Source organism: Oribacterium sp. C9 (genome assembly GCF_002007235.1).
Lineage (GTDB): Bacteria > Bacillota > Clostridia > Lachnospirales > Lachnospiraceae > Oribacterium.
In genome coordinates this window covers 160,460-183,364 of sequence record NZ_MUHW01000003.1, presented here as the reverse complement: position 1 = coordinate 183,364, position 22,905 = coordinate 160,460, and the positions used below count along the sequence as shown (strand labels likewise).

The following is a 22,905-nucleotide window of genomic DNA, read 5'->3' as shown; positions in this document are numbered from 1 at the left end:
AGTGCTGTAAAGCATTCAGGTGATAGTTACTAATAGGTCGAGGGTTTGACCAATAGGTTGAATTTGCTGGATAAGAGAAGATGGATTACTGAGAATAGTTTATTAACATGTGGTGTACAGTTTTCAAGGCATGATATTTGTTTTGAATGGGGTCTTAGCTCAGCTGGGAGAGCATCTGCCTTACAAGCAGGGGGTCACAGGTTCGAGCCCTGTAGGCCCCATTTTTTATTAGCAGGACATGGGTCCTGCTTTTTTTATACAACTGATTATAGTTATAATTGACTAACCAAATATGTGTGGGAGATAATTTATATTTAGACTAGATTTTATGTGTGGCAGCGATGCCACTTTTTTTATTTTGGGAGCCTAGTATATGAATTTGACAGTTGCATTTATCTTTAACAGTATCATTCTCGGAGTGGGACTTGCCATGGATGCATTTTCCGTTTCTCTTGCCAATGGTCTCAACGATACGAAAATGAAAAAGGCAGAGATGGTGCGAATTGCCGGCTGCTTTGCATTCTTTCAGTGGTTTATGCCTATGGTCGGTTGGATTTGCGTACATACTATAGTCCTTTACTTTCAGTCATTTCAAAAATTTATCCCATGGATAGCATTGATACTTCTTTCGTATATCGGTGGAAAGATGATCTTTGAGGGAATCAAAAAGAAAGAGGATACAAATCCAAATGAGTATGTAAAGCCGTATGAAAAAGGGGAAATCACAAAGATTACCTATAGTACCTTGATAATGCAAGGAATAGCAACCTCCATAGATGCTTTATCAGTCGGCTTTACTATAGCTGAGTATCATTTGGCAGAGGCCATGATATGTACAGTTCTGATTGCAGTGACAACATTTGTTATTTGTATAGCCGGTCTTAAGATAGGAAGAGTGGCAGGAACTAAGCTCAGTAACAAAGCTGATATATTTGGCGGTCTTATCCTGATTGGAATCGGATTGGAAATATTTTTCGCAATATAATTAAAAACCTCTCGCTGAATACAGTATCTTGTGACAACAAGCGGTATAGCTATTGTGTTTGTCAAAGTCATTTAAAACTGATATGATAATATTGTCATGATTTATTACATTTCTTGAACTGCATCATGTTATATTTATGGAGAAAGGCATGGCGATATCAAGTATTAACTATGTAATCGAAAAGGGAAACATTCTGTTAAAACAGGAATCCAACCAGATTCCCGTTTCTTTTTATGAGAAGAATCTGGAGAGAGCAGAGATTCCGTGGCATTGGCAGGAAGGGCTGGAAATTGGGCTCGTTATAAGCGGAGAGATAGAGGTAAGCGTCGAGGCTGAAAGATATCTGTTGAAGGAAGGAGAGGGATTTTTTGTTAATTCAGGTGCTCTGAATGCCTGTCGGCAGGCTCCGGAAACCACAGGTGAATGTATCATTAAAACCATTGTATTTGATCCGAGACTTGAGCCGGATTCTCCGGACAGTATATTCTACAGTAATTATATTGCTCCATTGTTCAGTAATGATGCCTTTAGAGGAACTGCATTGTCATCAGAAGTTGCATGGCATAAGGAAATCCTCAGGCTTATGACGAATTGCTGGGAACTCTGCATTGACTGTGAGGAATGTAATGATTTGGGAGCTATAGCCATCATATCTCAGATCATCTTCCTCTTGTCTGCCCACAGTACATCTGAACCACGTACTGTTTCATCTAAAGAAGCCAAGGATGCTGAACGTATACGAATTATGCTGGACTATATTGATGAGCATTACAGGGATGATCTCAATGTTTCGGTACTGTCGGAAAGTGCTGAGATCAGTGAGTCTGAGGCTATGAGATGTTTCCATAATATGCTTGGGACTACGCCCATACAGTATGTTAAGAATTATCGCATAAGAAAAGCGGCGGAAATGCTTCAGGTTTCCGATGAGAAAATAGTTGATATCGCTATTGACTGCGGATTTCAGGATATGAGCTATTTTGCAAAGACCTTCAGGGAATCTAAGGGTATCACGCCGACGGATTACAGAGAAAAATATAAACGCTAAAGAGGTTACAGATAAAAAAATGGAAGGAAAGCCTGCGGCATATCTCAGAATCTACACTAAGCTTAGAGATCATATAATAAATGGATATTATAAGAATGGTGAAAAACTACCGTCCAAAAGAATGATGGCGGATGAGACAGATACCAGCGTGATAACAGTAGAGCATGCATATGCGCTTCTGGCTGATGAGGGATATATTGAGGCAAGAGAAAGAAGCGGATATTTCGTAAGCTATACCTCCGAGGATTCTTTTTCAATAGGTGACGAATATTATCCTTCATATCATGAAAAAGTTATCACTGACAAGTATGAAGAAAACCTCTATTCTCTGTCATTTCCAAGCTTTGCCAGAACCATGAGAAGGGTTCTGGCTGAATACGGTGAAAGAATTCTGGAAAAGTCCCCCAATGCGGGGTCACTTTTTTTAAGGGAAAGCATCGCACGCTATCTTCAGCGAAGCAGGGGCATAAATGTAAGCAGTGAGCAGATCCTGATCGGAGCCGGCTCCGAATATCTGTATGGTCTGATTGTACAGATGCTTGGAAGAGACAAACTATATGCTCTTGAAAATCCATCCTATGAGAAAATAAGGCGGGTCTATGCCGCTAACGGCGTAAGACTGGAATTTCTGAAACTCGGAACAAGAGGAATTCATTCCAGTGAGCTCAGAGCATCTCAGGCACAGGTACTTCATGTGACACCCTTTGACAGTTTTCCGAGCGGTGTGACTGCAACTGCCGGAAAACGACAGGAGTATATAACCTGGGCGAAGAATCGTGATGCGATGATCATAGAGGATGATTATGCTTCTGAGTTTTCACCATCAACAAAATCTGAGGATACATTATTTTCCCTTGAGCCTGACAGGACAGTGATTTATCTGAATACATTTACAAAGACTCTTTCTCCGGCTGTGAGAATAGGATATATGGTACTGCCAAAGGAGCTTTCGAGAAGTCTGAGGAAAAAGATAGATTTTTATTCCTGTACCGTACCTATGTACGATCAGTATGTTCTGGCAGAATTTCTTAATAGTGGGGATTTCGAAAGGCATATTAACAGAGTAAGACGCAAACGTCGTCAGGAAAGAAGATAAGTGGTATAATCTTCATATCTTAGGTATTCAGGTTTGTTGAAGTATTCAGACTTTTATCAGATTTGAAAAGTGCGGAGGGCATAATGGGTGTTTTGAAAAATCTTAGGACAACTCACTTCTTTTGGGATATAAGCAGTGAATTTATTCATCTTCTTAGTCTGGCGGGTATCATATGTGCAGTTGATCAGATGGTAAAAAGTGCTATAGATACAGAACCGGAGTCGAACTTCCCGAGAGAGATGCCTCATTCAAAGGGATATGTAAAGATCATGAGAGCACATAACCCCGGGTTTTCCAGAGGACATTTGGGACAGCATCCTGAGTTTGTAAAGCTGAGTTCTGTTGCTGCAGTCGGGTTTCTTACAGGCGGGCTTCAGTATCTTACAAGCTTTTATCCCAATCGATATAAGCTTAGAAAGCTGGGTATAGCAATAGTTATCGGGGGTGCTTTGTCCAATGTTCTGGATCGCATAGTAAATGGAAAGGTTACAGACTATCTCAATATTCAGGTGAGCGGGCTTAAGACACTTATAGTCAATATCGGAGACATCGCCATCTATGTGGGTGGAATCATATATGCGTTAGCTTCACTGTTCGGTAGGGATGAGTGACGAAGCTACTGCCGGCTATTAATTTCTTGTCAGAAACAAGCAGGTTTGTTATAATATCGTTTGCTGTTGGCGTAGAAAAATGACTGTTTTTCTTATGTCGCCACGGTAAATATTTACAAAAAAGGAAGATATTCCAATGAACAACAAGCTTAAGGGAGCGCTCACACTACTCCTGATTCTGGCAATCACAGCCGGTTTCTGTTTCTTGGGAGTGAACGGCGCAGGAGACATTAAACTGGGTCTCGATCTGAACGGTGGTGTTTCTATCACTTATCAGACAGTTGATCCGAATCCGACATCAGAGCAGATGTCCGATACGATTTACAAGCTTCAGCTGAAGGCACAGGGCTATTCAACAGAGGCTCAGGTTTACCAGGAGGGAAGCAATCGTATAAACATTGATATTCCTGGTGCAACAGATGCAAACGAGATTCTTGCAGAGCTCGGTGAGCCGGGTACACTTCAGTTCGCAGATTCAAGCGGAAACATCCTTCTCACAGGTGATGATGTTAAGAATGCTACTGCAGGTATGACAAACAACAACGGTAAGAACGAGTACATCATCCAGCTCACATTCAATGAAGCCGGTGCAACAAAGTTCGCAGATGCCACTGCAGCAAACGTAGGAAAGCCTATCTTCATTATTTATAATGACAGTGTTATCTCAGCTCCTACAGTTCAGGAGGCTATCTCAGGCGGACAGGCATCCATAACAGGACTTACAGATTACGAGGAAGCAACAAGGATCGCATCAACGATCCGTATCGGTGCACTTCCTGTACAGCTTACAGAGCTTAGATCCAATGTTATCGGTGCTACACTCGGTCAGGAGGCTATATCAACATCTCTTAAAGCCGGTGCAATCGGTCTCGGACTTGTAATGCTTTTCATGGTACTTGTATATCTCCTTCCGGGATTTACAGCTTCACTTGCACTTATCATGTATACAGGTCTTGAGCTTGTTATACTTCAGGCGTTTGAAGTTACACTTACACTTCCAGGTATCGCCGGTATCATTCTTTCCATCGGTATGGCGGTTGATGCCAATGTCATCATCTTTACACGTATCAAAGAAGAGCTTGGTCTCGGAAACAGCGTAGAGGGAGCTATCAAGGCAGGTTACAGCAAGGCTCTTTCAGCTATCCTTGATGGAAACATCACAACACTTATAGCTGCGGCAGTGCTTTACCTCAGAGGTTCAGGTACTGTTAAGGGATTTGCAACAACTCTTGCAATCGGTATCGTCATTTCTCTTATTACAGCGCTTTTCGTGACTCGCGGACTGCTCTGGTGCTTCGTACAGTTCGGTGCAACAAGTCCTAAGCTTTACGGAGTACGTAAGGAAATCAAGGTGATTGATTTCATCAAGTTCCGTAAGATAGCATATACAGTATCAGCTATCGTTATCGTAACAGGTTTTGTATTCCTTGGAATGAACAAGGCTTCTATCGGAAATCTCTTCAACTATGATCTTGATTTCCAGGGAGGTTCATCAACCAACGTTACTTTCAATGAGGATCTTTCTCTTGAAGAGATCGATGCAAAGGTTTCTCCTATATTCAAGGAGGTAACAGGCGGAGATGCTTCTGTAATGGCTTCAAAGGTTTCAGGTACCAATGAGGTCATCATCAAGACAAGAACACTTACAACAGAGGAGCGTACAAAGCTTTACAAGGATCTCGTTGATGCATTCTCAGTAGATGAGAACAAGATCACCACAGAGAACATCTCCGGTGCGGTTTCAAGAGAGATGAAGATCGATGCGGTTTGGGCATTTGTTATTGCCATCATCTGCATGCTGATCTATATCTGGATCCGATTCAAGGACATAAAGTTTGCGTCAGCATCAGTTCTTGCGCTTACACATGATGTACTTGTTACAGTAGCTTTCTATGCAGGACTCAAGTGGGCAGTAGGTTCAACCTTCATTGCTTGTATCCTCACCATTGTAGGTTACTCTATCAATGCTACTATCGTTGTATTTGACCGTATCAGAGAGAACCTTGCAGATCCTGATATGAAGAAGGATGTTGGAGCTTGTGTAAATACTGCCATTTCACAGACACTCACACGTTCCATCAATACCTCACTTACAACCTTCATCATGGTTATCGTGCTTTATATACTCGGTGTATCTTCTATCCGTGACTTTACACTGCCACTCATGGTAGGTATCGCAGCCGGTGCATGGTCTTCAATTACTATTGCAGGTCCACTCTGGTTTGACCTTTCAAATTGGGCAAAGAAGAGAAGAACAGATAAGATAGCAAGGGAAAAGGCTGCTAAGGCAGAGGCAAAGACAGCAAAGAAGGCTGCAAACAATTAATTGAAAAATTCGTACAGGTCGATGGACTTGACGGAATTGGAATATTTTTATAAATTAGAGACCGACTCTTTAGAGTCGGTCTTTTTTAGTGTATAAGTCCTGTGCCAAGCGGCGATGAATTCGTCAAGCTTGCTTGTAAGGATTCATCGCCATTTGGCACGACAACAGAAATCGAGAAGTAGCGCGATAGCGCGAATTCGAGATTTCTGTAGCATTGCGAAAGCGTATGCGAAGCAATGCGTAGGACTTATGTTTTTATTTAAAGCTCCGGGCTGCTTCCCCGGTAAGCAGGTTTGTTGAATCAAGAAATAGAGGTTCAGAAAATGAAATATGAAATTGTAAAGACAAGCGGTCGTGCCAAGTCGGCGCATATGGAGACCGTACATGGCACTATTGAGACACCTGTATTTATGAACGTGGGTACAGTTGCTGCCATAAAAGGCGGTGTGTCAACAGATGATCTAAGAAACATTGGCACACAGGTGGAATTATCCAATACTTATCACCTTCATGTAAGGACCGGAGATCCACTTATCAAGAAATTCGGAGGACTCCATAAATTCATGAACTGGGATCGTCCGATACTTACAGATTCAGGCGGATTCCAGGTATTTTCACTTGCAGGTACGGGTCGTAAGATAAAGGAAGAAGGAGTTTACTTCCATAGCCATATAGACGGAAGAAAGATCTTTATGGGTCCGGAGGAGTCAATGCAGATCCAGTCAAATCTCGGATCAACCATAGCCATGGCTTTTGATGAATGTCCTCCGGCACTTGCAGACCGTCAGTACATAGTGCCTTCTGTTGAGAGAACCACCAGATGGCTGGAGAGATGTAAGAAGGAGATGGCAAGACTTAATAGTCTTCCGGATACAGTTAATAAAGAGCAGCTTCTTTTCGGTATCAATCAGGGTGGAGTATTCGATGATATCCGTATACAGCATGCTGAGACTATCAGTCGTATGGATCTGGATGGTTATGCAGTAGGAGGACTTGCTGTTGGTGAGACCCATGAACAGATGTATCATGTTCTTGATGAAGTTGTACCTCACCTTCCAAAGAACAAGCCTACATACCTTATGGGTGTAGGAACACCTGCCAATATAATCGAAGCTGTTGACAGAGGTATAGATTTCTTTGATTGTGTTTATCCTTCAAGAAACGGAAGACATGGACATGTTTATACACATAAGGGTAAGATCAATCTTTTCAATCAGAAGTATGAGCTCGATGAAAGACCTATAGAAGAGGGATGTATGTGTCCTGTATGCGCAGGACAGAAACGAGCTGACGGAACTTACACCGGTGGATACAGCAGAGCATATATCCGTCACCTTCTTAAGGCAAAGGAAATGCTTGGAATGCGCATGTGTGTGCTTCACAATCTTTATTTCTATAATCATCTTACAGAAGAGATCCGCGGTGCTATCCGTGGTGGAAGCTGGGATGAGTGGAAGACCAAGGCTCTTTCGGATCTCGGAACCTATGATAGAGGCGAAGAATAAGGAAACATCAGCATAAAAAATTTAACCGGATACTATATAAGGTGTTGCCTTATATAGTATCCGGTTTTTTGTAATATAAGTTTTTCAGGAATAAACTGAGTAAAGTATTTTCCTGCCGGGTGTGACCAGAATATCTTATATGCTGAAGATCCGTGCCACTTTACTCAATGAAGAAACATTGAACTAATCAGTGCTTTTCCGGAAAAAAGGTAAGACATATCATTTCTTTCTTTTATCCTGATTCAGGCACCAGATGTACCAGAGTCCTTTTAGGAGAAGATCTTCATCCAGTATTATCTGGTGATTTGTATGTCTGGTGATAACGTGTGCGATGCCTCCGGTTGCGATAATGGTGGGAGACGGGGTACTGAGCTCCTTTATAAATCTATCCAGAATTCCATCAAGAGCTCCCGCCGATCCATATATGATTCCGGCTTTCATGGCATCCATGGTCTGCGTGCATATGATCTTTTTTGGAGCTGCCACATCTATGGAAGGTAGAAGAGAGGTGCCAGATGTAAGAGCATCCATCGAAAGGGTAACGCCTGGCATGATGACTCCGCCTATATATGTGCCCTCTTCATTGACTACCGTAATGGTTGTAGCCGTTCCCATGTTAATGATTATGGCGGGAAGATCATACAGATGCTTTGCACCTACGGCTGCGCATACAAGGTTTGAAGCGATGGTTCCCGGATCGTCGATCTGAATACGCATTCCCGACTTTACTCCGGCACCCACCAGTATAGCTGTCTTTCCTGTGACGAGCTTAAGTGCTCCTGAAAGGACATCGGCAAGTGGGGGAACCACGCAGGATATGATGACACCTTCTACCGGAGTATCCTTAAGATGAGTGAGACTGAGGATTCGGTCGATATCTGAAGCATACTCGTACATGGTTTTCTTTCGATTAGTTTCAAGTCGAATTACCGGATCAATAACCTTTCCGTTATCGATGCATCCAATTTTTGTGTGAGTATTACCGCAATCTACAGCTAAAATCATAGAATCCCCCCAAAAAGTATTATAAAAAACATAATAAGAATATAACGCAACAGAAGGTACAATGCAAAAGAATATGCAAATTTACAAAAAAATGATTTTTGTAAGATTTTAGCCACGTAATAAGGTTTGATGCAGCAAAAAAATTATGTTATCATGACTTTATATAAAAGTGTACCTGTGTAATTGTTTAAGTTGGTTTTGAATTGGAGAAGTGATGGCAGCAATACTCTATGAGTCGCTCAACAGTCAGGATGAAAAGCTGGACGTTGGTCTGGACTGGCATGATGAGCCTGAGATTATTTATTTCAAAAACGGGCATTATAAACTGATGCTTAATCTAAAAGAATATGACATCACAGATGAGTGCTTCTGTATAGTAAATGCAGGGGTTATCCGTAAACTTGAATCTCTGGATGAAAAGGGTGTTGAGTATTCCATAAAATTAGATCTTAATGAACTGTGTTTCCAAAAAGAAACGGATCCTGTGAATGAGGCCTTGCTATATCCATTAAAGAACGGTACTATAAAATTCTCCGAATTTATAACTGTATCGGATTTTGGATTTCTTCAGATCCTGAGATCCTTCAATGATATGGTTCGTAGATATCGAGAGTATGGAACAAAGGGAGCTACAGATACGGTCAGTGTCCGTAAGTTTGTATTGGATTCCGTCTCTGACCAGCTTATGGTAAAGGCGGATCTGCTTCATATCATCGCACTCATTGACTCCTTCGGTATGGTACAGGATAAGGAGGATACGGATGGTGAGAAGCAGGTAAGAGCCATCAAGGATTCTATAAATTACATACGTGAGCATTATAAGGAAAAACTGTATATACGTAACCTGTCTGAACTGACCGGTCTTAATGAGCAGTATTTCATTAGATTTTTCGGAAGTGTAACAGGTGTTTCACCGCTTGATTATATTAACAGATACAGGGTGGAGCAGGCTTCCAGACTTCTTAGAGATACGGATACTCATGTATATGAGATCGCAGAGGATTGCGGTTTTCATAATATAGGAAACTTCATAAAGATTTTCCGTTCCGTAACAGGTGAAACTCCGCATAAGTTCCGTAAACAGTTTGGTAAGGAGGATTGATATAAGGTATGACATTTTATTACCCGGCAAAGATAAAGAAAAAATCAGATGGAAGCTACAGAGTGGATTATTTCGATCTTGACCAGTGCTATGGCGAGGGCCCTACAGAAGAGGAGGCTCTTGCGGATGCCAGAGCCAATGCTATCGACTGGATACAGCTTGAACTGGCTGATACGAACGACCTCCCTGCGGTAACACATAAAGACGACATAGTTCTCGACAAGGATGAGCGTTTCGTGGAAATGATGATCATCATGCCCAGAGAAGGCTGGGATGAGTGAAGGAGTTTTGCTTCAGCAAAACTCCGGAACGATATGGCAGTTTTTCTGAAAGGAAAACTGTTCATTCGCACTTGCGTGATTCGACACCATGTGCTATATTATGTCGGAACTTGAAGACGGCACTTGTAGGAGGATGTATGTACACTCTTATCGAAAATGCACTTGATATGAAAGGCAGCGGCTCAAAGGGCCGAGGTATTTTCATTTCCGCATTTCGTGTCCCGTTTTTATGGTTCAGAAATTTCACAATTGCAAATTGTAAGGCTGCCGTTTATGAAATGGACGGTTTGTTTAATATTCCAGACTTAACAAATGTTTTTTTACATTTGTTTAAGGCTGGTTTTTTTATGCCCTAAAAAGTTAAAGTCAGGAGATTTAAATGAAAGATGTTGAGTTCAAGATACTGACCAATGAACCCCTCACAGGGGACATCTTCAAGATGACATTGGACGGTGATACCAGTGATATCAAAAGGCCGGGACAGTTTGTGGAGATCTCCATTCCGGGAAGATATCTGAGACGCCCCATATCAGTTTGTGACTGGTCAGAGAACAGGCTTACACTTATTTATAAGGTTGTGGGAGAAGGAACCGAGGATCTAAGCTATATGGAACCGGGGGATTACATTAGCGCCCTCACAGGTCTCGGAAACGGATATGATCTTAGAAAGATTCCGAAGAATCCGGTTATCGCGGGTGGTGGAGTAGGAGTTCCTCCTATGTATGCTCTTGCAAAGGAACTTAAGAAAATCGGTATCACACCATATGTGGCACTTGGATTCAATACAAAGGACGATGTTTTCTATGAGTCTGAGTTCAAGGCTCTGGGTGTACCTGTAAATGTTGCGACAGTAGACGGAAGCTACGGTGCAAAGGGTTTCGTTACAGATATAATCGGTGATCATGACTATGCTCTTTGCTGCGGACCTGAGCCTATGCTAAAGGCTGTTTACAACGTGGTAAGAGACGGTCAGTTCAGCTTTGAAGCAAGAATGGGCTGCGGCTTCGGAGCCTGCATGGGATGCAGCAAGAAGACAAAGACCGGATTCAAGAGAGTCTGCAAGGATGGACCTATATTCATGATGGAGGAGATAGCATGGTAGACATCACAACGGAACTTTCCGGAATAAAGCTCAGTAATCCGGTGATACCGGCATCGGGTACCTTCGGATTCGGAAAGGAATACAGGGATCTTTACGATCTAAATATTTTAGGTTCTATTTCCTTCAAGGGAACCACAGTGGAGGAGCGTTACGGAAATGAACTTCCCAGAATCGCAGAGTGTTATCAGGGAATGATCAATTCCGTAGGACTTCAGAATCCCGGCATGGACACCGTCATCAGGGAGGAGATACCTGAACTTGCTAAGCATTATCATAAGCCGCTCATAGCGAATATTTCGGGCTTCAGTGTTCCTGAATATGTGAAGCTTGCGGAAGCCATGAGTGAGGTTAAAGAGGTTGGTATACTTGAGGTCAATGTTTCATGCCCCAACGTTCATGGTGGAGGAATGGCCTTCGGAACAAGCGCAGAGAATGTGGCTTTGGTTACAAAAGAAGTCAAGAAGGTGGCGAAGAAGCCGGTTTATATAAAGTTAAGTCCTAATGTCACTGATATAGTATCCATAGCAAAGGCTGCGGAGGCTGCGGGAGCTGACGGTCTCGCACTTATCAATACGCTTCTTGGCATGAGGATAGATATCAGACGCCGACAGCCGGTGATCGCAAATAAGATGGGAGGCTTCTCAGGTCCTGCCATATTCCCTGTGGCTGTCAGAATGGTCTATCAGGTAAGCAAGGCTGTTAAACTTCCTGTTATCGGAATGGGAGGCGTTTCAAGTGCAAAGGATGTGGTTGAGATGATGATGGCAGGAGCCAGTGCAGTTGAAGTAGGAGCCGCAAATCTGGTGGATCCTTTCGCCTGCAAGAAGATCATCGAAGAACTGCCGGAGCTTCTTCAGGAATTGAATATAGAAAAAATAAGCGACATCATAGGATGTATCGATTGATGAAGCATTTCAGAAGGACACTATCTGAATGAGCGTTAAACTGCTCGTTGGCAGGGTGTCACTCTATATAAAATGCCGATGTATGTACAGGAGCTTTGACATACAGCGTCGATGAGCAACAGAAATCAGGCCGGCTTATCCGGCAGAATGGAGATAAATATGGGAAAAGATGTCATCATAGCACTGGATTTTCCGGGAGCAAAGGAAACCTACAGCTTCCTCGATAAGTTCACAGGAAGAAAGCCTTTTGTAAAGATAGGTATGGAGCTTTTCTATGCTGAAGGTCCGAGTATCGTAAAAGAGATCAAGAACAGAGGACATAAGGTATTTCTCGATCTGAAGCTTCACGATATTCCCAACACTGTTAAGGGGGGAATGCAGTCTCTTCGTGACCTCGGAGTGGATATGACCAATGTTCATGCATCAGGAGGAATCAAAATGATGAAGGCTGCGGTAGAGGGTCTCACCAGAGAAGACGGCACCAGACCCATTCTTATCGCGGTTACACAGCTCACCTCCACATCTCAGGAGACCATGACAGAAGAGCTTCTCATAGATCAGCCTATCGCAGATGTTGTTGTCAAGTATGCTGCCAATGCAAAGGCCGCAGGGCTTGATGGTGTAGTATGTTCACCACTTGAGGCGGGACGTATACATGATGAGGTGGGAGCCGGCTTCATGACCGTGACACCGGGAATAAGATTTGCGGGAGATGCAAAGGGAGACCAGTCAAGAGTCACAACACCTGAAAAGGCAAAGGAGATAGGTTCTGATTACATAGTTGTGGGACGCTCCATTACAGCAGCGGAGAACCCTGTTGAAGCCTATGAGAGAGCAATGAGAGAGTTCGTTGGTTAAAGTGTAAAAAAGGAGATATATTATGGCTACTAAAGAAGAAATCGCAAAGGGACTTTTATCCATCAAGGCAGTATTTTTAAAGCCGGATGACCCATTTACCTGGGCATCAGGTATCAAATCACCTATCTACTGTGATAACCGTCTGGTACTCAGCTACCCTGAGGTCCGTACACTTATCGAAGATGCCATAGCTGAGAAGGTAAAGGAGCTTTATCCTGAGGCAGAGGCACTTGAGGGGACAAGTACCGCAGGAATCGCGCATGCAGCCATCGCCGCAGATAAGTTGGGACTTCCTATGGGATATGTAAGAGGCTCAGCCAAGGATCACGGTCGAAAGAATCAGATCGAGGGTCGCCTTGAAAAGGGAGAGAAGGTGGTTGTGATCGAGGACCTCATTTCTACAGGCGGTTCAGTGCTTGATTGCGTAAATCCTCTCCGTGAGGCAGGAGCCGAGGTTCTCGGAATCATTTCCATCTTCACCTACGGTATGCAGAAGGGCATCGACAGACTGAAGGAGGCAAACATTGAAAATACCTCCCTCTGCGATCTCGATACACTTGTAAAGGTGGCAGTTCAGGAGAACTACATTAAGCCTGAGGATGAAGCAAAGCTCCTTAAGTTCCGTGACAATCCATCCGATGAATCCTGGAGAAACTGAGATCTGAATAAAAATATAGAAGGAGAATAGTAATTATGGAGACAAATCGGAGAAGCATTATCAATATTCTGGATCTTTCTGTTGACGAGCTCGACCACCTTATGGATCTCGCCGATGATATCGAGAAGAATCCGGAAAAGTATCAGGATCGCTGTGCACATAAGCAGCTTGCGACCCTTTTCTATGAGCCTTCCACAAGAACCAGACTGAGCTTTGAGTCTGCGATGCTGGGCCTTGGCGGTCAGGTTCTCGGTTTTGCGGGAGCATCCAGCTCCAGCGCTTCAAAGGGCGAGTCTGTAGCAGATACGATTTCCGTAATGTCAAACTATGTGGATATCATGGTCATGCGTCATCCCAAGGAGGGTGCACCTGTGGTTGCGTCAATGCATACCACTGTACCGTTCATCAATGCCGGGGACGGTGGACATTTCCACCCCACACAGACTCTTGCGGATCTCCTGACCATAAGAAGAACCAGAGGTTCTCTCAGCGGTATCACACTGGGACTCTGTGGAGACCTGAAGTTCGGAAGAACCGTTCATTCGCTTATTGACGCCATGCTCCGCTATCCTGACAACAAGTACATACTTATCTCTCCCAAGGAGCTCCGTATTCCTGAGTATGAGCTTGATAAGCTGAAGGAGGCAGGAGTAGAGTTCGAGGAGACAAAGTCTCTTGAAGATGCCATTCCCAAGCTTGATATTCTCTACATGACGAGAGTTCAGAAGGAACGTTTCTTTAACGAAGAGGATTACCTTCGTCTGAAGGATACCTATATCCTTACACCGGAAAAGCTCCATAATGCAAAGAGTGATATGGCCATACTTCATCCGCTTCCGAGAGTTAATGAAATTTCAGTTGCTGTTGACAAGGATCCGAGGGCTAAATATTTTTATCAGACACTCTGCGGAAAGCAGATGCGAATGGCACTTATACTGTATCTTTTAGGGCTTGATAAGTAAGGGGGGGTAAAAATGAACGTAGATGGAATCGAAAATGGCATCGTGCTTGACCACATCAGAGCCGGAAAGGCTATGCTGGTATATAAGTATCTGCACCTCGACAAGCTTGGATCTCAGGTGGCACTCATCCAGAACTGTACTTCGCATGTCATGGGAAAGAAGGACATCGTGAAAATCTCAGAGGACCTTGATATCGATCTTGATGTTCTTGGATACATCGATCCGGGAATTACAGTTAACTATATAAAGGATGGAAAGCGTGTAGAAAAGAAGACTCTTTCTCTTCCCGAGACGCTTACTAATGTTCTTAAGTGTAAGAACCCGCGTTGTATCACTTCCGTGGAGCAGGAGCTTCCTCAGGTGTTTAAGATCGTTGATCGTACAAAGGCACTTTATCGCTGTGTCTACTGCGATACTATAGTGAGAAGTGAAGAGCTGAACTGAGTATTCAGCGGTATAATCAGCCTCATATGTTACTTAAAAGCCGGAACATGAGAGTGAAACGCTCTTTGTTCCGGCTTTTTCAGTAGGTCAGTTTGACTTTAGTGTTTTTTCAAACTAAACTAAATTGATCGAAAGGGTGTATTTCAGAAAGAGGAAATATGGAAAATAAAGAGAAAAAGTACAAGGGGCTTGTTGCGTTTGACCTTGATCATACATTACTTGACCATAACACATGGAAAATCACACCTTCTGCTATGGAGAGTATAGAAAAACTAAAGGAAAACGGATATCTCGTGGCTATAGCATCCGGAAGAGATATGAAGAACAGAACCTCGATTGAGTATTTGAGAGAAGTTGATCCTGATGCATTGATACATATGAACGGGACCATGGTGGAGCTTGAGGACGATATACTTATGGATCACCGTATGGATAAAGAGCTTCTTAACAGAGTGCTTGAGTTCTGCGAAAAGCATGAAATGCCTATCGGCGTTCATATAGATGATGTTGATTATTTTGTATGTCCTGATAAAGTGCTCTACTTTGATAAGGTTTATTTCAAAACGGATATGCACAGACACTTTGATGATCCGAAAAAGCTTCTAAAGCTTCCTGTCAGATCACTTGCGTACTATGGTGAGAGATCAGGGGGAAAGGAGCTTCAGTATGCTTTTCCGGAGCTTAATGTCATGATGTTCTCAAAGGAATATGGTGCAGATGTGGTGGAGGCAGAGTACAGTAAGGCTGAAGGAATCAAACACCTCTGTGAACATTTCGGTATAAGACTTATGGATACTTATGCCTTTGGTGACAGCTCCAATGATGTGGAGATGCTTGAGAAGGTCCATGTGGGCATAGCCATGGGCAATGCTGTTCCCGAAGCAAAAGAGGCAGCGGATTACATAACCGATGACATAGATAAGGATGGAATCAGAAATGCCCTTGTTCACTTCGGATTGATTTAAAGATCTTAAGACAGATCTACAGGCTTTAATAAATCAAAGATTCATGGCGACATAGCCTGGACTATATAAGGAGAAACTAAATGAATTTACAGCTTGATAAACTTCGTGGGGAAATGAATAAAAGAGGTATCGATGTGTATCTCGTTCCGACTGATGATTTTCACCAGAGTGAATATGTGGGAGATTATTTCAGGGCTATACATTATCTTTCGGGATTTACCGGAGAGGGTAATCTCGTTGTAACCGGAGATACGGCGGCACTCTTTACCGACGGAAGATACTTCATTCAGGCAGAGAAGGAGCTTTCCGGAAAAGATGTGGAGCTCATGAAGATGGGTGAGCCGGGAGTTCCTTCACTCGATGAGTTTCTTTTAGAAAAAACTCCGGAAGGAGGAATCCTCGGATTTGACGGAAGATGTGTTGATTTCGAGCACGGAGATAAACTTCAGATGAAGCTTTCAAAAAAGAGAGCTTCTGTACATGCGGGAGACGATCTCGTAGGACTCATATGGGAAAGAAGACCGGAGCTTTCGGAATCCAGAGTATGGATACTTGGCGAGCAGTTCACAGGAAAGAGCGCGGCTGAAAAGCTTAATGATATAAGAGACTATATGAAAGAACAGGAGGCTGATCTTCATATTGTCACAAGTCTTGATGACATCGCATGGATACTTAACTTACGAGGTGATGATATACCATGTAATCCTGTATTCCTTTCCTATCTCATGATAGATATGGATTGCGCAAAGCTCTATGCCAACAGGAAGGATTTTGATGAAGAGACCGAAGCATACCTTTCAGGACTTAAGGTGGAGCTTAAGGATTATGACAGCTTCTATTCTGATGTGAAGGCTTTAAGAAACCGTACAGTTCTTCTCGAAAAGGGCAGGACCAATTTTGAGACCATCTCAGACATAGACTCATCAAACACTATAGTTGACGAGATGCTTCCCAGTTCATTTTGGAAGTCCCGTAAGAATCCTGTTGAGATCGAGAACATGAAAAAGGCCCATATAAAGGACGGTGTTGCCATCACCAACTATCTCTATTTCATGAAGCACGCTTTTGATGAGGACGGAAAGCTTACAGAGGAAGCCAGGGAGCTCCTCGGGGAAGACGAAATAAATGAGTGGAACACTGCAGCGGTTCTTGAGAACTTCAGAAAGGAACAGGAGGGCTATATAGAGCCTAGCTTCACAACTATTTCAGCCTATGGCGAAAACGCTGCCCTTCCTCATTATGCGCCAACTTCCGAGAGCTTTTCAAAGATCGAGCCACATGGACTTTACCTCGTGGACTCAGGCGGACAGTATCCTGAGGGAACCACAGACATAACGAGAACCATAGCTATGGGACCTGTCACAGGTGAGGAACGTAAGCATTATACCATGGTGCTTATGGCACACCTCCGTCTCGGAGATGTGAAATTCCTTCAGGGATCTTCGGGAATAACCGTTGATCTTGCGGCCAGAGAGGTGTTCTGGCGCGAGGGCATGAACTTCAACCACGGAACAGGCCACGGAGTAGGTTTCTGCCTGAATGTCCATGAGAGACCAAATGCTATCCGTTACCGTAAGGCACCGGGACGAATGGAGGATACAGCCCTTTGCGAAGGTAATATCACCTCTGATGAGCCCGGACTTTATATAGAAGGAAGTCATGGTATCCGTACCGAAAACCTGACTCTCGTTAAGAAGTGGCAGACTAATGATTTCGGAACATTCCTTTGCTTTGAGTTCATTACCATGGCACCATATGATCTTGATGCAGTAGATCTAAGTCTCATGGAAAAGAGAGATATAGAGCTTCTCAATGCTTACCACAGGGAGGTTTATGAAAAGCTTTCACCATACTTTGAGGGAGAGAAGCTCCAGTGGCTGAAGTTCGCGACCAGAGAGGTCTGATATAAAACATCTCACAATACAGGAGGAGATATAATTTGGAGAAGAACGCACTTTACTATCAGTTTCCTTATATAAAGGAATTTGATGCCACAGTTATTTCATGTGTGGAAAAGGACGGACTGTATCAGGTGGAGCTTGATGCCCATGGGTTTTATCCTGAGGGGGGCGGACAGGCGGCAGACCATGGAATGATCGGGGAAGCATTAGTGTCTGATGTTCAGGAGGAGGCTCTTAAGGACCCGGAAACAGGAGAAAAGCTTATGGATGAAAGGGGCAATGTTTCTGTCCGTATCCTGCATACCGTTGACAGGGCTCTGGAAGCCGGCAAAGCTTATCACTGCATTATCGACTGGGAGAGGAGAATGAGAAACTCACGTAACCACAGTGGTGAACATATAGTTTCCGGTCTTGTACATAAGCATTATGGATATAACAATGTTGGCTTCCATATGAGCGATGTCATGACTATCGACTTTGACGGAGCTCTCACCTGGGAGCAGCTCATGAAGATAGAGGAAGAGGCCAATGAAGTGGTACTTGCAAACAGAGCTGTTGATCAGATCTGGCCCTCCGAAACAGAGCTTATGGATATTGACTTCCGTTCCAAGAAAGCCCTGAAGGGAGATGTCAGACTGGTGGATCTCGGGGGTGCGGATCTTTGCGCCTGCTGCGGTACTCATGTGATGACCACAGGGGAAATAGGTATCATCAAGATTCTGTCGGTTCTCGGACATAAGGGCGGAGTAAGAGTCGAGCTCTTCTGCGGAAAGGATGCCATTCAGGATTACAGAAACAAACACAATGACCTTTTGGAACTTTCCCATATGCTTTCCTTTGCTCCATCAGAGGTTAAGGAGGCAGTTAGACAGCATATGGAACAGAGTGCCGCAAAGGACAGGCGTATCGCTGAGCTGAATCAGAGATATTATGCCATGAAGGCGGAGATTCTGAAGGATTTTACAGGGGTTCTTGTGGATGTGGAAGAAGGCATGAACAATGTGGAACTCCGTAAGTGCTGTGACTACTTTATGAAGCATACAAAGGCTAAGGTTGTAGGAGTTTTCGGCCTTAAGGATGTGGATGCCAGGGCCTGTGATGTGGATTCATCATGGAACTATGTCATAGGTTCAGAGACAGAGGATGTCCGAAGCCATGTAAAGGATTTCAATTCTCTTGTTAACGGACGTGGTGGCGGACAGAAGGAAATGATCCAGGGAAGTGCGGTAAGCACTGAAGAGAAGATAAGGAAAGCCATGACGGATATATTTAAATAAGTGTCATGAAAATATAATTATTGCGAGGCACCTTCTCTATGTTATAATATTCAGGTGTTTTGTAACGCGGTGTTATAGACTTACTCAATAGGAGAGAAAACATGATTAGAATTGGTTTACTTGGATATGGCAACCTTTCCCGTGGAATCGAGAGTGCCATTAAGCGTAACGAAGACGAAAAGCTGGTTGCAGTTTTTACACGTCGTGATCCTTCTACAGTTAAGATCAACACAGAGGGTGTTAAGGTTGACACTGTTGACAACATCCTCGAGTATAAGGACCAGATCGATGTTTTGATGATATGCGGCGGTTCTGCTACAGATCTTCCAAAGCAGACACCGGAGTATGCAAAGTATTTTAATGTTATCGACAGTTTCGATACACATCCAAAGGTACCTCAGCACTTTGCGGCAGTTGATGCGGCAGCAAAGGAGGGCGGTAAGCTTGCTATGATCTCCTGCGGATGGGATCCGGGTATGTTCTCTATTGCGAGAATCTATGCTGAGTCTGTTCTTCCGGCAGGAAAGCATTATACATTCTGGGGTAAGGGAGTATCTCAGGGACATAGTGATGCAGCAAGAAGAGTTGAGGGTGTCAAGGATGCTCGTTCATATACACTTCCTGTTGGAGAAGCTATGGATGCTGTAAGAAGCGGCAAGCAGCCTGAGTTTACAGCTAGAGAGATGCATAAGAGAGAGGTATTTGTGGTTCTTGAGGAAGGTGCAGATGCTGCAAAGGTTGAAGAGACCATAAAGACCATGCCTGATTACTATGCGGATTATGATGTCACCATCCACTTCATTTCAGAAGAGGAGATGAAGAAGAATCATGCGGAGCTTCCACATGGAGGATTCGTTATGAGATCAGGTGTGACAGGAGATGAGGGTCAGCATCATGAACTCATCGAGTACAGCCTGAAGCTTGATTCGAACCCTGAGTTCACCGGCTCTGTTCTTGCGGCTTACGGAAGAGCGGTTTATCGTATGGCTAATAAGGGTGAGACCGGCTGTATCACAGTATTTGACGTAGCACCTAAGTATCTTAATCCTAAGTCAGAGGAAGAGCAGAGACATACTCTTCTTTGATTTTTGATCAGAAATTAAGAATCATTCAGTAAGCCTGACTTTCACTTATATAGGAGAACAGTGAAAGTCGGGCTTATGATAGTAAGTGATATTATTGATGGGAAATCAAATTATGTATAGAAAGAAAAAAATGTGCCTTGCGGCGGTTATTGCCGCTGCTGCGCTTTCGACCATGGCGGCACCATGTGTGATGGCTGAAGAAAGTCCTGCCGTAACTTATGCTGCAGGGGGCGAGGCATCTGCATCGGAGCTTCAGTATGCTTCTGCAGAGGCATTGGCATCAGCTGCTGCGGCAGTAAATGCATCAGCATCTTCAAATACCTTTTGTCAGGATGAATGCCTCACATGGGAGGAGCAGGGGGATGGGACTGCCCGTCTCTACAGCATCGACACTTTGACCGGAGAGGAGAAGCTTTTTGAAGGCTGGTATACCGACTTCGACGGAAATAAGTTCTATTATGAGAAGGGAAAAGCGGCTTCCGGCTGGATCATCGATAATGGAAAATTCTATTATTTCGAACCTAAAACAGGGATAATGGCTGTATCAAGGCAGGTCGGGAATTTCTATGTTGGAGAAGACGGGGCTGCACTTATAGATACAACTGCTCCTGACGGAACAAAGCTTGCCTTTAACGGCTCCAGGATGACATCAAATAAGCCCATAGAGAAGCTTGATGATAAAGTTTATATCTATCGTGAGCTTTTGGTGAAGAATCCCGATCTTTATGCGGAGTTTTCCCAGAGACCTACAGGAAGCTATCAGATCGTTCCTGAAAAGGCAAATGGTTTTTCATGGTATACCTATGCTTTCATGAGACTTTATGAGAGAAATGCCGATGGATCCATGGGAAGCAAGTTATATGAGGGAGATGGCTGTTTCAGAAGTGATGCGGCTATAGAGTATTTAAACGAAGACGGCACAGTGAGCACTATGCGTCCTGCGGCTATCATCGGTTCCGGACATGAGACGTGGATGGCAGATCATATCCATATAGATCCTGCCGGATATATATCATATTCATTTATTAAGAAGTAGTGCAGTCAGAGCTTACACTGGCAACATCAAGATATTTTGGGAGGGTCATATACGAATTACGGTAAATCTGATCCGTGTATGACCCATGGAGAAAATTATGACATTACAGCAGTTAAAGCAGGTTATCGCTGTAGCTGACTGCGGCTCTATGAATGAAGCTGCAAAGCATCTTTTTATCACACAGCCTTCATTATCCGCTGCCATCAAGGAGCTGGAAAAGGAGATAGGATTAGAAATATTCCTGAGATCCAACCGAGGTATAGTTATCACCGCAGAGGGAGAGGAGTTCCTCGGATATGCTAGGCAGATAGTCGAGCAGTATCAGCTCATGGAGGATAAATATGTTAATGTTGGGACCCGCAAAAAGAAGTTTGCGGTTTCCATGCAGCATTACACCTTTGCTGTTGAGGCATTTATACATCTTGCTAGAGAATTCGGCATGGATACCTATGAGTTCGCCGTAAAAGAGACAAAGACCATAGAAGTAATCAATGATGTGAAAAATCAGACTTCCGAGGTTGGCGTTATATACATGAATGATTTTAACAGTAAGGTAGTGGGTAAGATACTTAGAGAGGATTCTCTGGAGTTTGTTCCCCTTTTCGACTGCAATATTTATGTATTTATGAGTAAGGGCAATCCTATGGCGAAGAAGGAGCTCATCACCATGGACGATCTGAGACATTATCCTTGCCTCAGTTTTTATCAGGGAGAGCATAACTCCTTCTATTTTGCGGAAGAGGTTCTCAGCACCTATGATTATAAACAGATCATCAAGTGCGATGACAGAGCAACGGCCCTCAATCTCATGGTGGGATTGAACGGATACACACTTTGTTCAGGCATCATCTGTCAGGAGCTTAACGGCGATGAGTATACCACTGTAAAGCTCGACACAAATGAGAAGATGACCATAGGCTATATCAAGAAAAAGAAGATTCCACTCAGTGAGCTGGGTGAACGTTATGTTGCAGAGCTCAAAAAGTATGAGACTCAGGCAGTGTAAGTAGGAGACCATTATGGATAGAGATATGATATTGATCATTGCCGCTGTTGCGGCGGTGGTGGCTGTAATGATCGGTTACAGCATTTACAGATCCATCAAACGTAAAAATGCCGATAAGCTTTCCATGAAGATCGCAGAGGATGACAAGCTTCATATTACTTTGGATAACAAGGCGGATATGGAAGAGGTTGCGCGAATCATACTGGAAGGTCTCGGAGGCAGCAGTAATGTGCAGAAGGTCGAGCATGACGGTGCCCGCCTGAAGGTTCAGATAAACGAGTACGGTGCCGTAGATGAGAAAAAGATCAGAGCTGCAAAGGTAGGAGGAGTTCTGAGACCAAGTAAGACAGCTGTTCATATCATCATCGGATCTGAGGCGGAGCCTGTAGAGACGGAGCTTAAGAAGCTGATCGAGCCTGTGGCCTGAAGCGTCAGTGTGTGAATTTTATTGCTGACATTAAATGAATATAATTGAGATTTAAAAGTCTGCAGCTTTCGGGATAAACTGAAAGCTGCAGTTTTTTTTTTGCAGGTAAAGATTGAGGCAGATCGAAAAAAACGGAAAAAGGAAGGGATACATATCTTTTCAGGCTGATACTGATGAAATATCAGTAAAATTTTACATTATCCATGGCTTTATAAGATATAACTCAGAGTTATCCAAAGGGGATTTAATCCCTGTGTTTGCTTGATTTTATAGGGTGAGTTTTATATAATTAGTACGCTAAAGACCGAAGTTTACCCATT

24 protein-coding genes and 1 tRNA gene are annotated in these 22,905 nt (G+C 43.5%); 24 read left to right on the top strand and 1 reads right to left on the bottom strand.

Translation table 11 applies throughout. From position 1 onward, the window contains the following. The first annotated feature begins 148 nt into the window (after positions 1-148). The 7 genes from BXO88_RS03520 (at position 149) to tgt (ending at position 7,571) form a co-directional block, all read left to right on the top strand. Positions 149-221, top strand: a tRNA-Val gene (locus BXO88_RS03520). A 152-nt stretch (positions 222-373) separates the two neighbouring features. Continuing rightward, positions 374-985: a manganese efflux pump MntP gene (locus tag BXO88_RS03515; RefSeq protein WP_078036384.1), complete on the top strand. Its 612-nt coding sequence runs from the start codon at positions 374-376 to the stop codon at positions 983-985. A 148-nt stretch (positions 986-1,133) separates the two neighbouring features. After that, positions 1,134-2,033 (top strand): AraC family transcriptional regulator, encoded by a 900-nt coding sequence (locus BXO88_RS03510; RefSeq protein ID WP_168171605.1) that lies wholly within the window; start codon positions 1,134-1,136, stop codon positions 2,031-2,033. A gap of 19 nt (positions 2,034-2,052) precedes the next feature. Then, positions 2,053-3,129, top strand: coding sequence for a MocR-like pyridoxine biosynthesis transcription factor PdxR (pdxR, locus tag BXO88_RS03505; protein ID WP_078036382.1), 1,077 nt, complete (start codon positions 2,053-2,055; stop codon positions 3,127-3,129). Positions 3,130-3,212: 83 nt separating this feature from the next. Then, the gene (locus BXO88_RS03500; protein WP_078036381.1) at positions 3,213-3,740 is read left to right on the top strand and encodes a signal peptidase II; all 528 of its coding nucleotides are present in this window, start codon (positions 3,213-3,215) and stop codon (positions 3,738-3,740) included. Between the two features lie 136 nt (positions 3,741-3,876). After that, positions 3,877-6,066, top strand: a complete 2,190-nt coding sequence (secD, locus tag BXO88_RS03495) for a protein translocase subunit SecD (RefSeq protein ID WP_078036380.1) — start codon at positions 3,877-3,879, stop codon at positions 6,064-6,066. A gap of 323 nt (positions 6,067-6,389) precedes the next feature. Next, positions 6,390-7,571: a tRNA guanosine(34) transglycosylase Tgt gene (gene tgt / locus BXO88_RS03490; RefSeq protein WP_078036379.1), complete on the top strand. Its 1,182-nt coding sequence runs from the start codon at positions 6,390-6,392 to the stop codon at positions 7,569-7,571. 219 nt (positions 7,572-7,790) lie between these two features. On the opposite strand, the gene BXO88_RS03485 is transcribed toward tgt, so the two are convergent. Continuing rightward, positions 7,791-8,576, bottom strand: coding sequence for a type III pantothenate kinase (locus BXO88_RS03485; RefSeq protein ID WP_078036378.1), 786 nt, complete (start codon positions 8,574-8,576; stop codon positions 7,791-7,793). Positions 8,577-8,790: 214 nt separating this feature from the next. On the opposite strand from BXO88_RS03485, the gene BXO88_RS03480 reads away from it, so the two are divergent. The 17 genes from BXO88_RS03480 (at position 8,791) to BXO88_RS16440 (ending at position 22,850) form a co-directional block, all read left to right on the top strand. Continuing rightward, complete coding sequence (locus BXO88_RS03480) at positions 8,791-9,678, top strand: helix-turn-helix transcriptional regulator (RefSeq protein WP_078036377.1); 888 nt, start codon at positions 8,791-8,793, stop codon at positions 9,676-9,678. An 8-nt stretch (positions 9,679-9,686) separates the two neighbouring features. After that, positions 9,687-9,959 carry a type II toxin-antitoxin system HicB family antitoxin gene (locus BXO88_RS03475; RefSeq protein ID WP_078036376.1) on the top strand — a complete coding sequence of 91 codons (273 nt, stop codon included), beginning with the start codon at positions 9,687-9,689 and terminating at the stop codon, positions 9,957-9,959. A 137-nt stretch (positions 9,960-10,096) separates the two neighbouring features. Then, positions 10,097-10,315 carry a hypothetical protein gene (locus tag BXO88_RS03470; protein ID WP_078036375.1) on the top strand — a complete coding sequence of 73 codons (219 nt, stop codon included), beginning with the start codon at positions 10,097-10,099 and terminating at the stop codon, positions 10,313-10,315. A gap of 23 nt (positions 10,316-10,338) precedes the next feature. Continuing rightward, on the top strand, positions 10,339-11,061 hold the full coding sequence (locus BXO88_RS03465) for a dihydroorotate dehydrogenase electron transfer subunit (protein ID WP_078036374.1): 723 nt from the start codon (positions 10,339-10,341) through the stop codon (positions 11,059-11,061). Further along, positions 11,055-11,966: a dihydroorotate dehydrogenase gene (locus BXO88_RS03460; protein WP_078036373.1), complete on the top strand. Its 912-nt coding sequence runs from the start codon at positions 11,055-11,057 to the stop codon at positions 11,964-11,966. The genes BXO88_RS03465 and BXO88_RS03460 overlap by 7 nt, the downstream gene beginning before the upstream one ends. 159 nt (positions 11,967-12,125) lie before the next feature. Further along, positions 12,126-12,824 (top strand): orotidine-5'-phosphate decarboxylase, encoded by a 699-nt coding sequence (gene pyrF / locus BXO88_RS03455; RefSeq protein ID WP_078036389.1) that lies wholly within the window; start codon positions 12,126-12,128, stop codon positions 12,822-12,824. Positions 12,825-12,846: 22 nt separating this feature from the next. Further along, on the top strand, positions 12,847-13,482 hold the full coding sequence (gene pyrE, locus BXO88_RS03450) for an orotate phosphoribosyltransferase (RefSeq protein ID WP_078036372.1): 636 nt from the start codon (positions 12,847-12,849) through the stop codon (positions 13,480-13,482). A gap of 35 nt (positions 13,483-13,517) precedes the next feature. Next, on the top strand, positions 13,518-14,444 hold the full coding sequence (gene pyrB / locus BXO88_RS03445; protein WP_078036371.1) for an aspartate carbamoyltransferase: 927 nt from the start codon (positions 13,518-13,520) through the stop codon (positions 14,442-14,444). Between the two features lie 12 nt (positions 14,445-14,456). Continuing rightward, the gene (locus BXO88_RS03440) at positions 14,457-14,888 is read left to right on the top strand and encodes an aspartate carbamoyltransferase regulatory subunit (protein WP_044995161.1); all 432 of its coding nucleotides are present in this window, start codon (positions 14,457-14,459) and stop codon (positions 14,886-14,888) included. A gap of 158 nt (positions 14,889-15,046) precedes the next feature. After that, a complete protein-coding gene (locus BXO88_RS03435; RefSeq protein ID WP_078036370.1) occupies positions 15,047-15,853 on the top strand; it encodes a Cof-type HAD-IIB family hydrolase in 807 nt (268 codons plus the stop codon). An 80-nt stretch (positions 15,854-15,933) separates the two neighbouring features. Then, a complete protein-coding gene (locus BXO88_RS03430; RefSeq protein WP_078036369.1) occupies positions 15,934-17,757 on the top strand; it encodes an aminopeptidase P family protein in 1,824 nt (607 codons plus the stop codon). Between the two features lie 35 nt (positions 17,758-17,792). Then, positions 17,793-19,031, top strand: coding sequence for an alanyl-tRNA editing protein (locus tag BXO88_RS03425; protein WP_078036368.1), 1,239 nt, complete (start codon positions 17,793-17,795; stop codon positions 19,029-19,031). A 101-nt stretch (positions 19,032-19,132) separates the two neighbouring features. Then, positions 19,133-20,116 (top strand): diaminopimelate dehydrogenase, encoded by a 984-nt coding sequence (locus BXO88_RS03420; RefSeq protein ID WP_078036367.1) that lies wholly within the window; start codon positions 19,133-19,135, stop codon positions 20,114-20,116. A gap of 112 nt (positions 20,117-20,228) precedes the next feature. Further along, positions 20,229-21,152, top strand: a complete 924-nt coding sequence (locus BXO88_RS03415; protein ID WP_078036366.1) for a hypothetical protein — start codon at positions 20,229-20,231, stop codon at positions 21,150-21,152. Between the two features lie 97 nt (positions 21,153-21,249). Next, positions 21,250-22,158, top strand: coding sequence for a LysR family transcriptional regulator (locus tag BXO88_RS03410; RefSeq protein ID WP_078036365.1), 909 nt, complete (start codon positions 21,250-21,252; stop codon positions 22,156-22,158). A gap of 13 nt (positions 22,159-22,171) precedes the next feature. Beyond that, a complete protein-coding gene (locus BXO88_RS03405; RefSeq protein ID WP_078036364.1) occupies positions 22,172-22,585 on the top strand; it encodes a PTS transporter subunit EIIB in 414 nt (137 codons plus the stop codon). Between the two features lie 112 nt (positions 22,586-22,697). After that, the gene (locus tag BXO88_RS16440; RefSeq protein WP_168171604.1) at positions 22,698-22,850 is read left to right on the top strand and encodes a hypothetical protein; all 153 of its coding nucleotides are present in this window, start codon (positions 22,698-22,700) and stop codon (positions 22,848-22,850) included. Positions 22,851-22,905: the final 55 nt, after the last annotated feature.

What these genes read in the sequence shown, in the direction of transcription:
- BXO88_RS03515 (WP_078036384.1), top strand. Translation starts at nt 374, where the DNA reads ATGAATTTGACAGTTGCATTTATCTTTAACAGTATCATTCTCGGAGTG.
- BXO88_RS03510 (WP_168171605.1), top strand. Translation starts at nt 1,134, where the DNA reads ATGGCGATATCAAGTATTAACTATGTAATCGAAAAGGGAAACATTCTG.
- pdxR (WP_078036382.1), top strand. Translation starts at nt 2,053, where the DNA reads ATGGAAGGAAAGCCTGCGGCATATCTCAGAATCTACACTAAGCTTAGA.
- BXO88_RS03500 (WP_078036381.1), top strand. Translation starts at nt 3,213, where the DNA reads ATGGGTGTTTTGAAAAATCTTAGGACAACTCACTTCTTTTGGGATATA.
- secD (WP_078036380.1), top strand. Translation starts at nt 3,877, where the DNA reads ATGAACAACAAGCTTAAGGGAGCGCTCACACTACTCCTGATTCTGGCA.
- tgt (WP_078036379.1), top strand. Translation starts at nt 6,390, where the DNA reads ATGAAATATGAAATTGTAAAGACAAGCGGTCGTGCCAAGTCGGCGCAT.
- BXO88_RS03485 (WP_078036378.1), bottom strand. Translation starts at nt 8,576, where the DNA reads ATGATTTTAGCTGTAGATTGCGGTAATACTCACACAAAAATTGGATGC.
- BXO88_RS03480 (WP_078036377.1), top strand. Translation starts at nt 8,791, where the DNA reads ATGGCAGCAATACTCTATGAGTCGCTCAACAGTCAGGATGAAAAGCTG.
- BXO88_RS03475 (WP_078036376.1), top strand. Translation starts at nt 9,687, where the DNA reads ATGACATTTTATTACCCGGCAAAGATAAAGAAAAAATCAGATGGAAGC.
- BXO88_RS03470 (WP_078036375.1), top strand. Translation starts at nt 10,097, where the DNA reads ATGTACACTCTTATCGAAAATGCACTTGATATGAAAGGCAGCGGCTCA.
- BXO88_RS03465 (WP_078036374.1), top strand. Translation starts at nt 10,339, where the DNA reads ATGAAAGATGTTGAGTTCAAGATACTGACCAATGAACCCCTCACAGGG.
- BXO88_RS03460 (WP_078036373.1), top strand. Translation starts at nt 11,055, where the DNA reads ATGGTAGACATCACAACGGAACTTTCCGGAATAAAGCTCAGTAATCCG.
- pyrF (WP_078036389.1), top strand. Translation starts at nt 12,126, where the DNA reads ATGGGAAAAGATGTCATCATAGCACTGGATTTTCCGGGAGCAAAGGAA.
- pyrE (WP_078036372.1), top strand. Translation starts at nt 12,847, where the DNA reads ATGGCTACTAAAGAAGAAATCGCAAAGGGACTTTTATCCATCAAGGCA.
- pyrB (WP_078036371.1), top strand. Translation starts at nt 13,518, where the DNA reads ATGGAGACAAATCGGAGAAGCATTATCAATATTCTGGATCTTTCTGTT.
- BXO88_RS03440 (WP_044995161.1), top strand. Translation starts at nt 14,457, where the DNA reads ATGAACGTAGATGGAATCGAAAATGGCATCGTGCTTGACCACATCAGA.
- BXO88_RS03435 (WP_078036370.1), top strand. Translation starts at nt 15,047, where the DNA reads ATGGAAAATAAAGAGAAAAAGTACAAGGGGCTTGTTGCGTTTGACCTT.
- BXO88_RS03430 (WP_078036369.1), top strand. Translation starts at nt 15,934, where the DNA reads ATGAATTTACAGCTTGATAAACTTCGTGGGGAAATGAATAAAAGAGGT.
- BXO88_RS03420 (WP_078036367.1), top strand. Translation starts at nt 19,133, where the DNA reads ATGATTAGAATTGGTTTACTTGGATATGGCAACCTTTCCCGTGGAATC.
- BXO88_RS03415 (WP_078036366.1), top strand. Translation starts at nt 20,229, where the DNA reads ATGTATAGAAAGAAAAAAATGTGCCTTGCGGCGGTTATTGCCGCTGCT.
- BXO88_RS03410 (WP_078036365.1), top strand. Translation starts at nt 21,250, where the DNA reads ATGACATTACAGCAGTTAAAGCAGGTTATCGCTGTAGCTGACTGCGGC.
- BXO88_RS03405 (WP_078036364.1), top strand. Translation starts at nt 22,172, where the DNA reads ATGGATAGAGATATGATATTGATCATTGCCGCTGTTGCGGCGGTGGTG.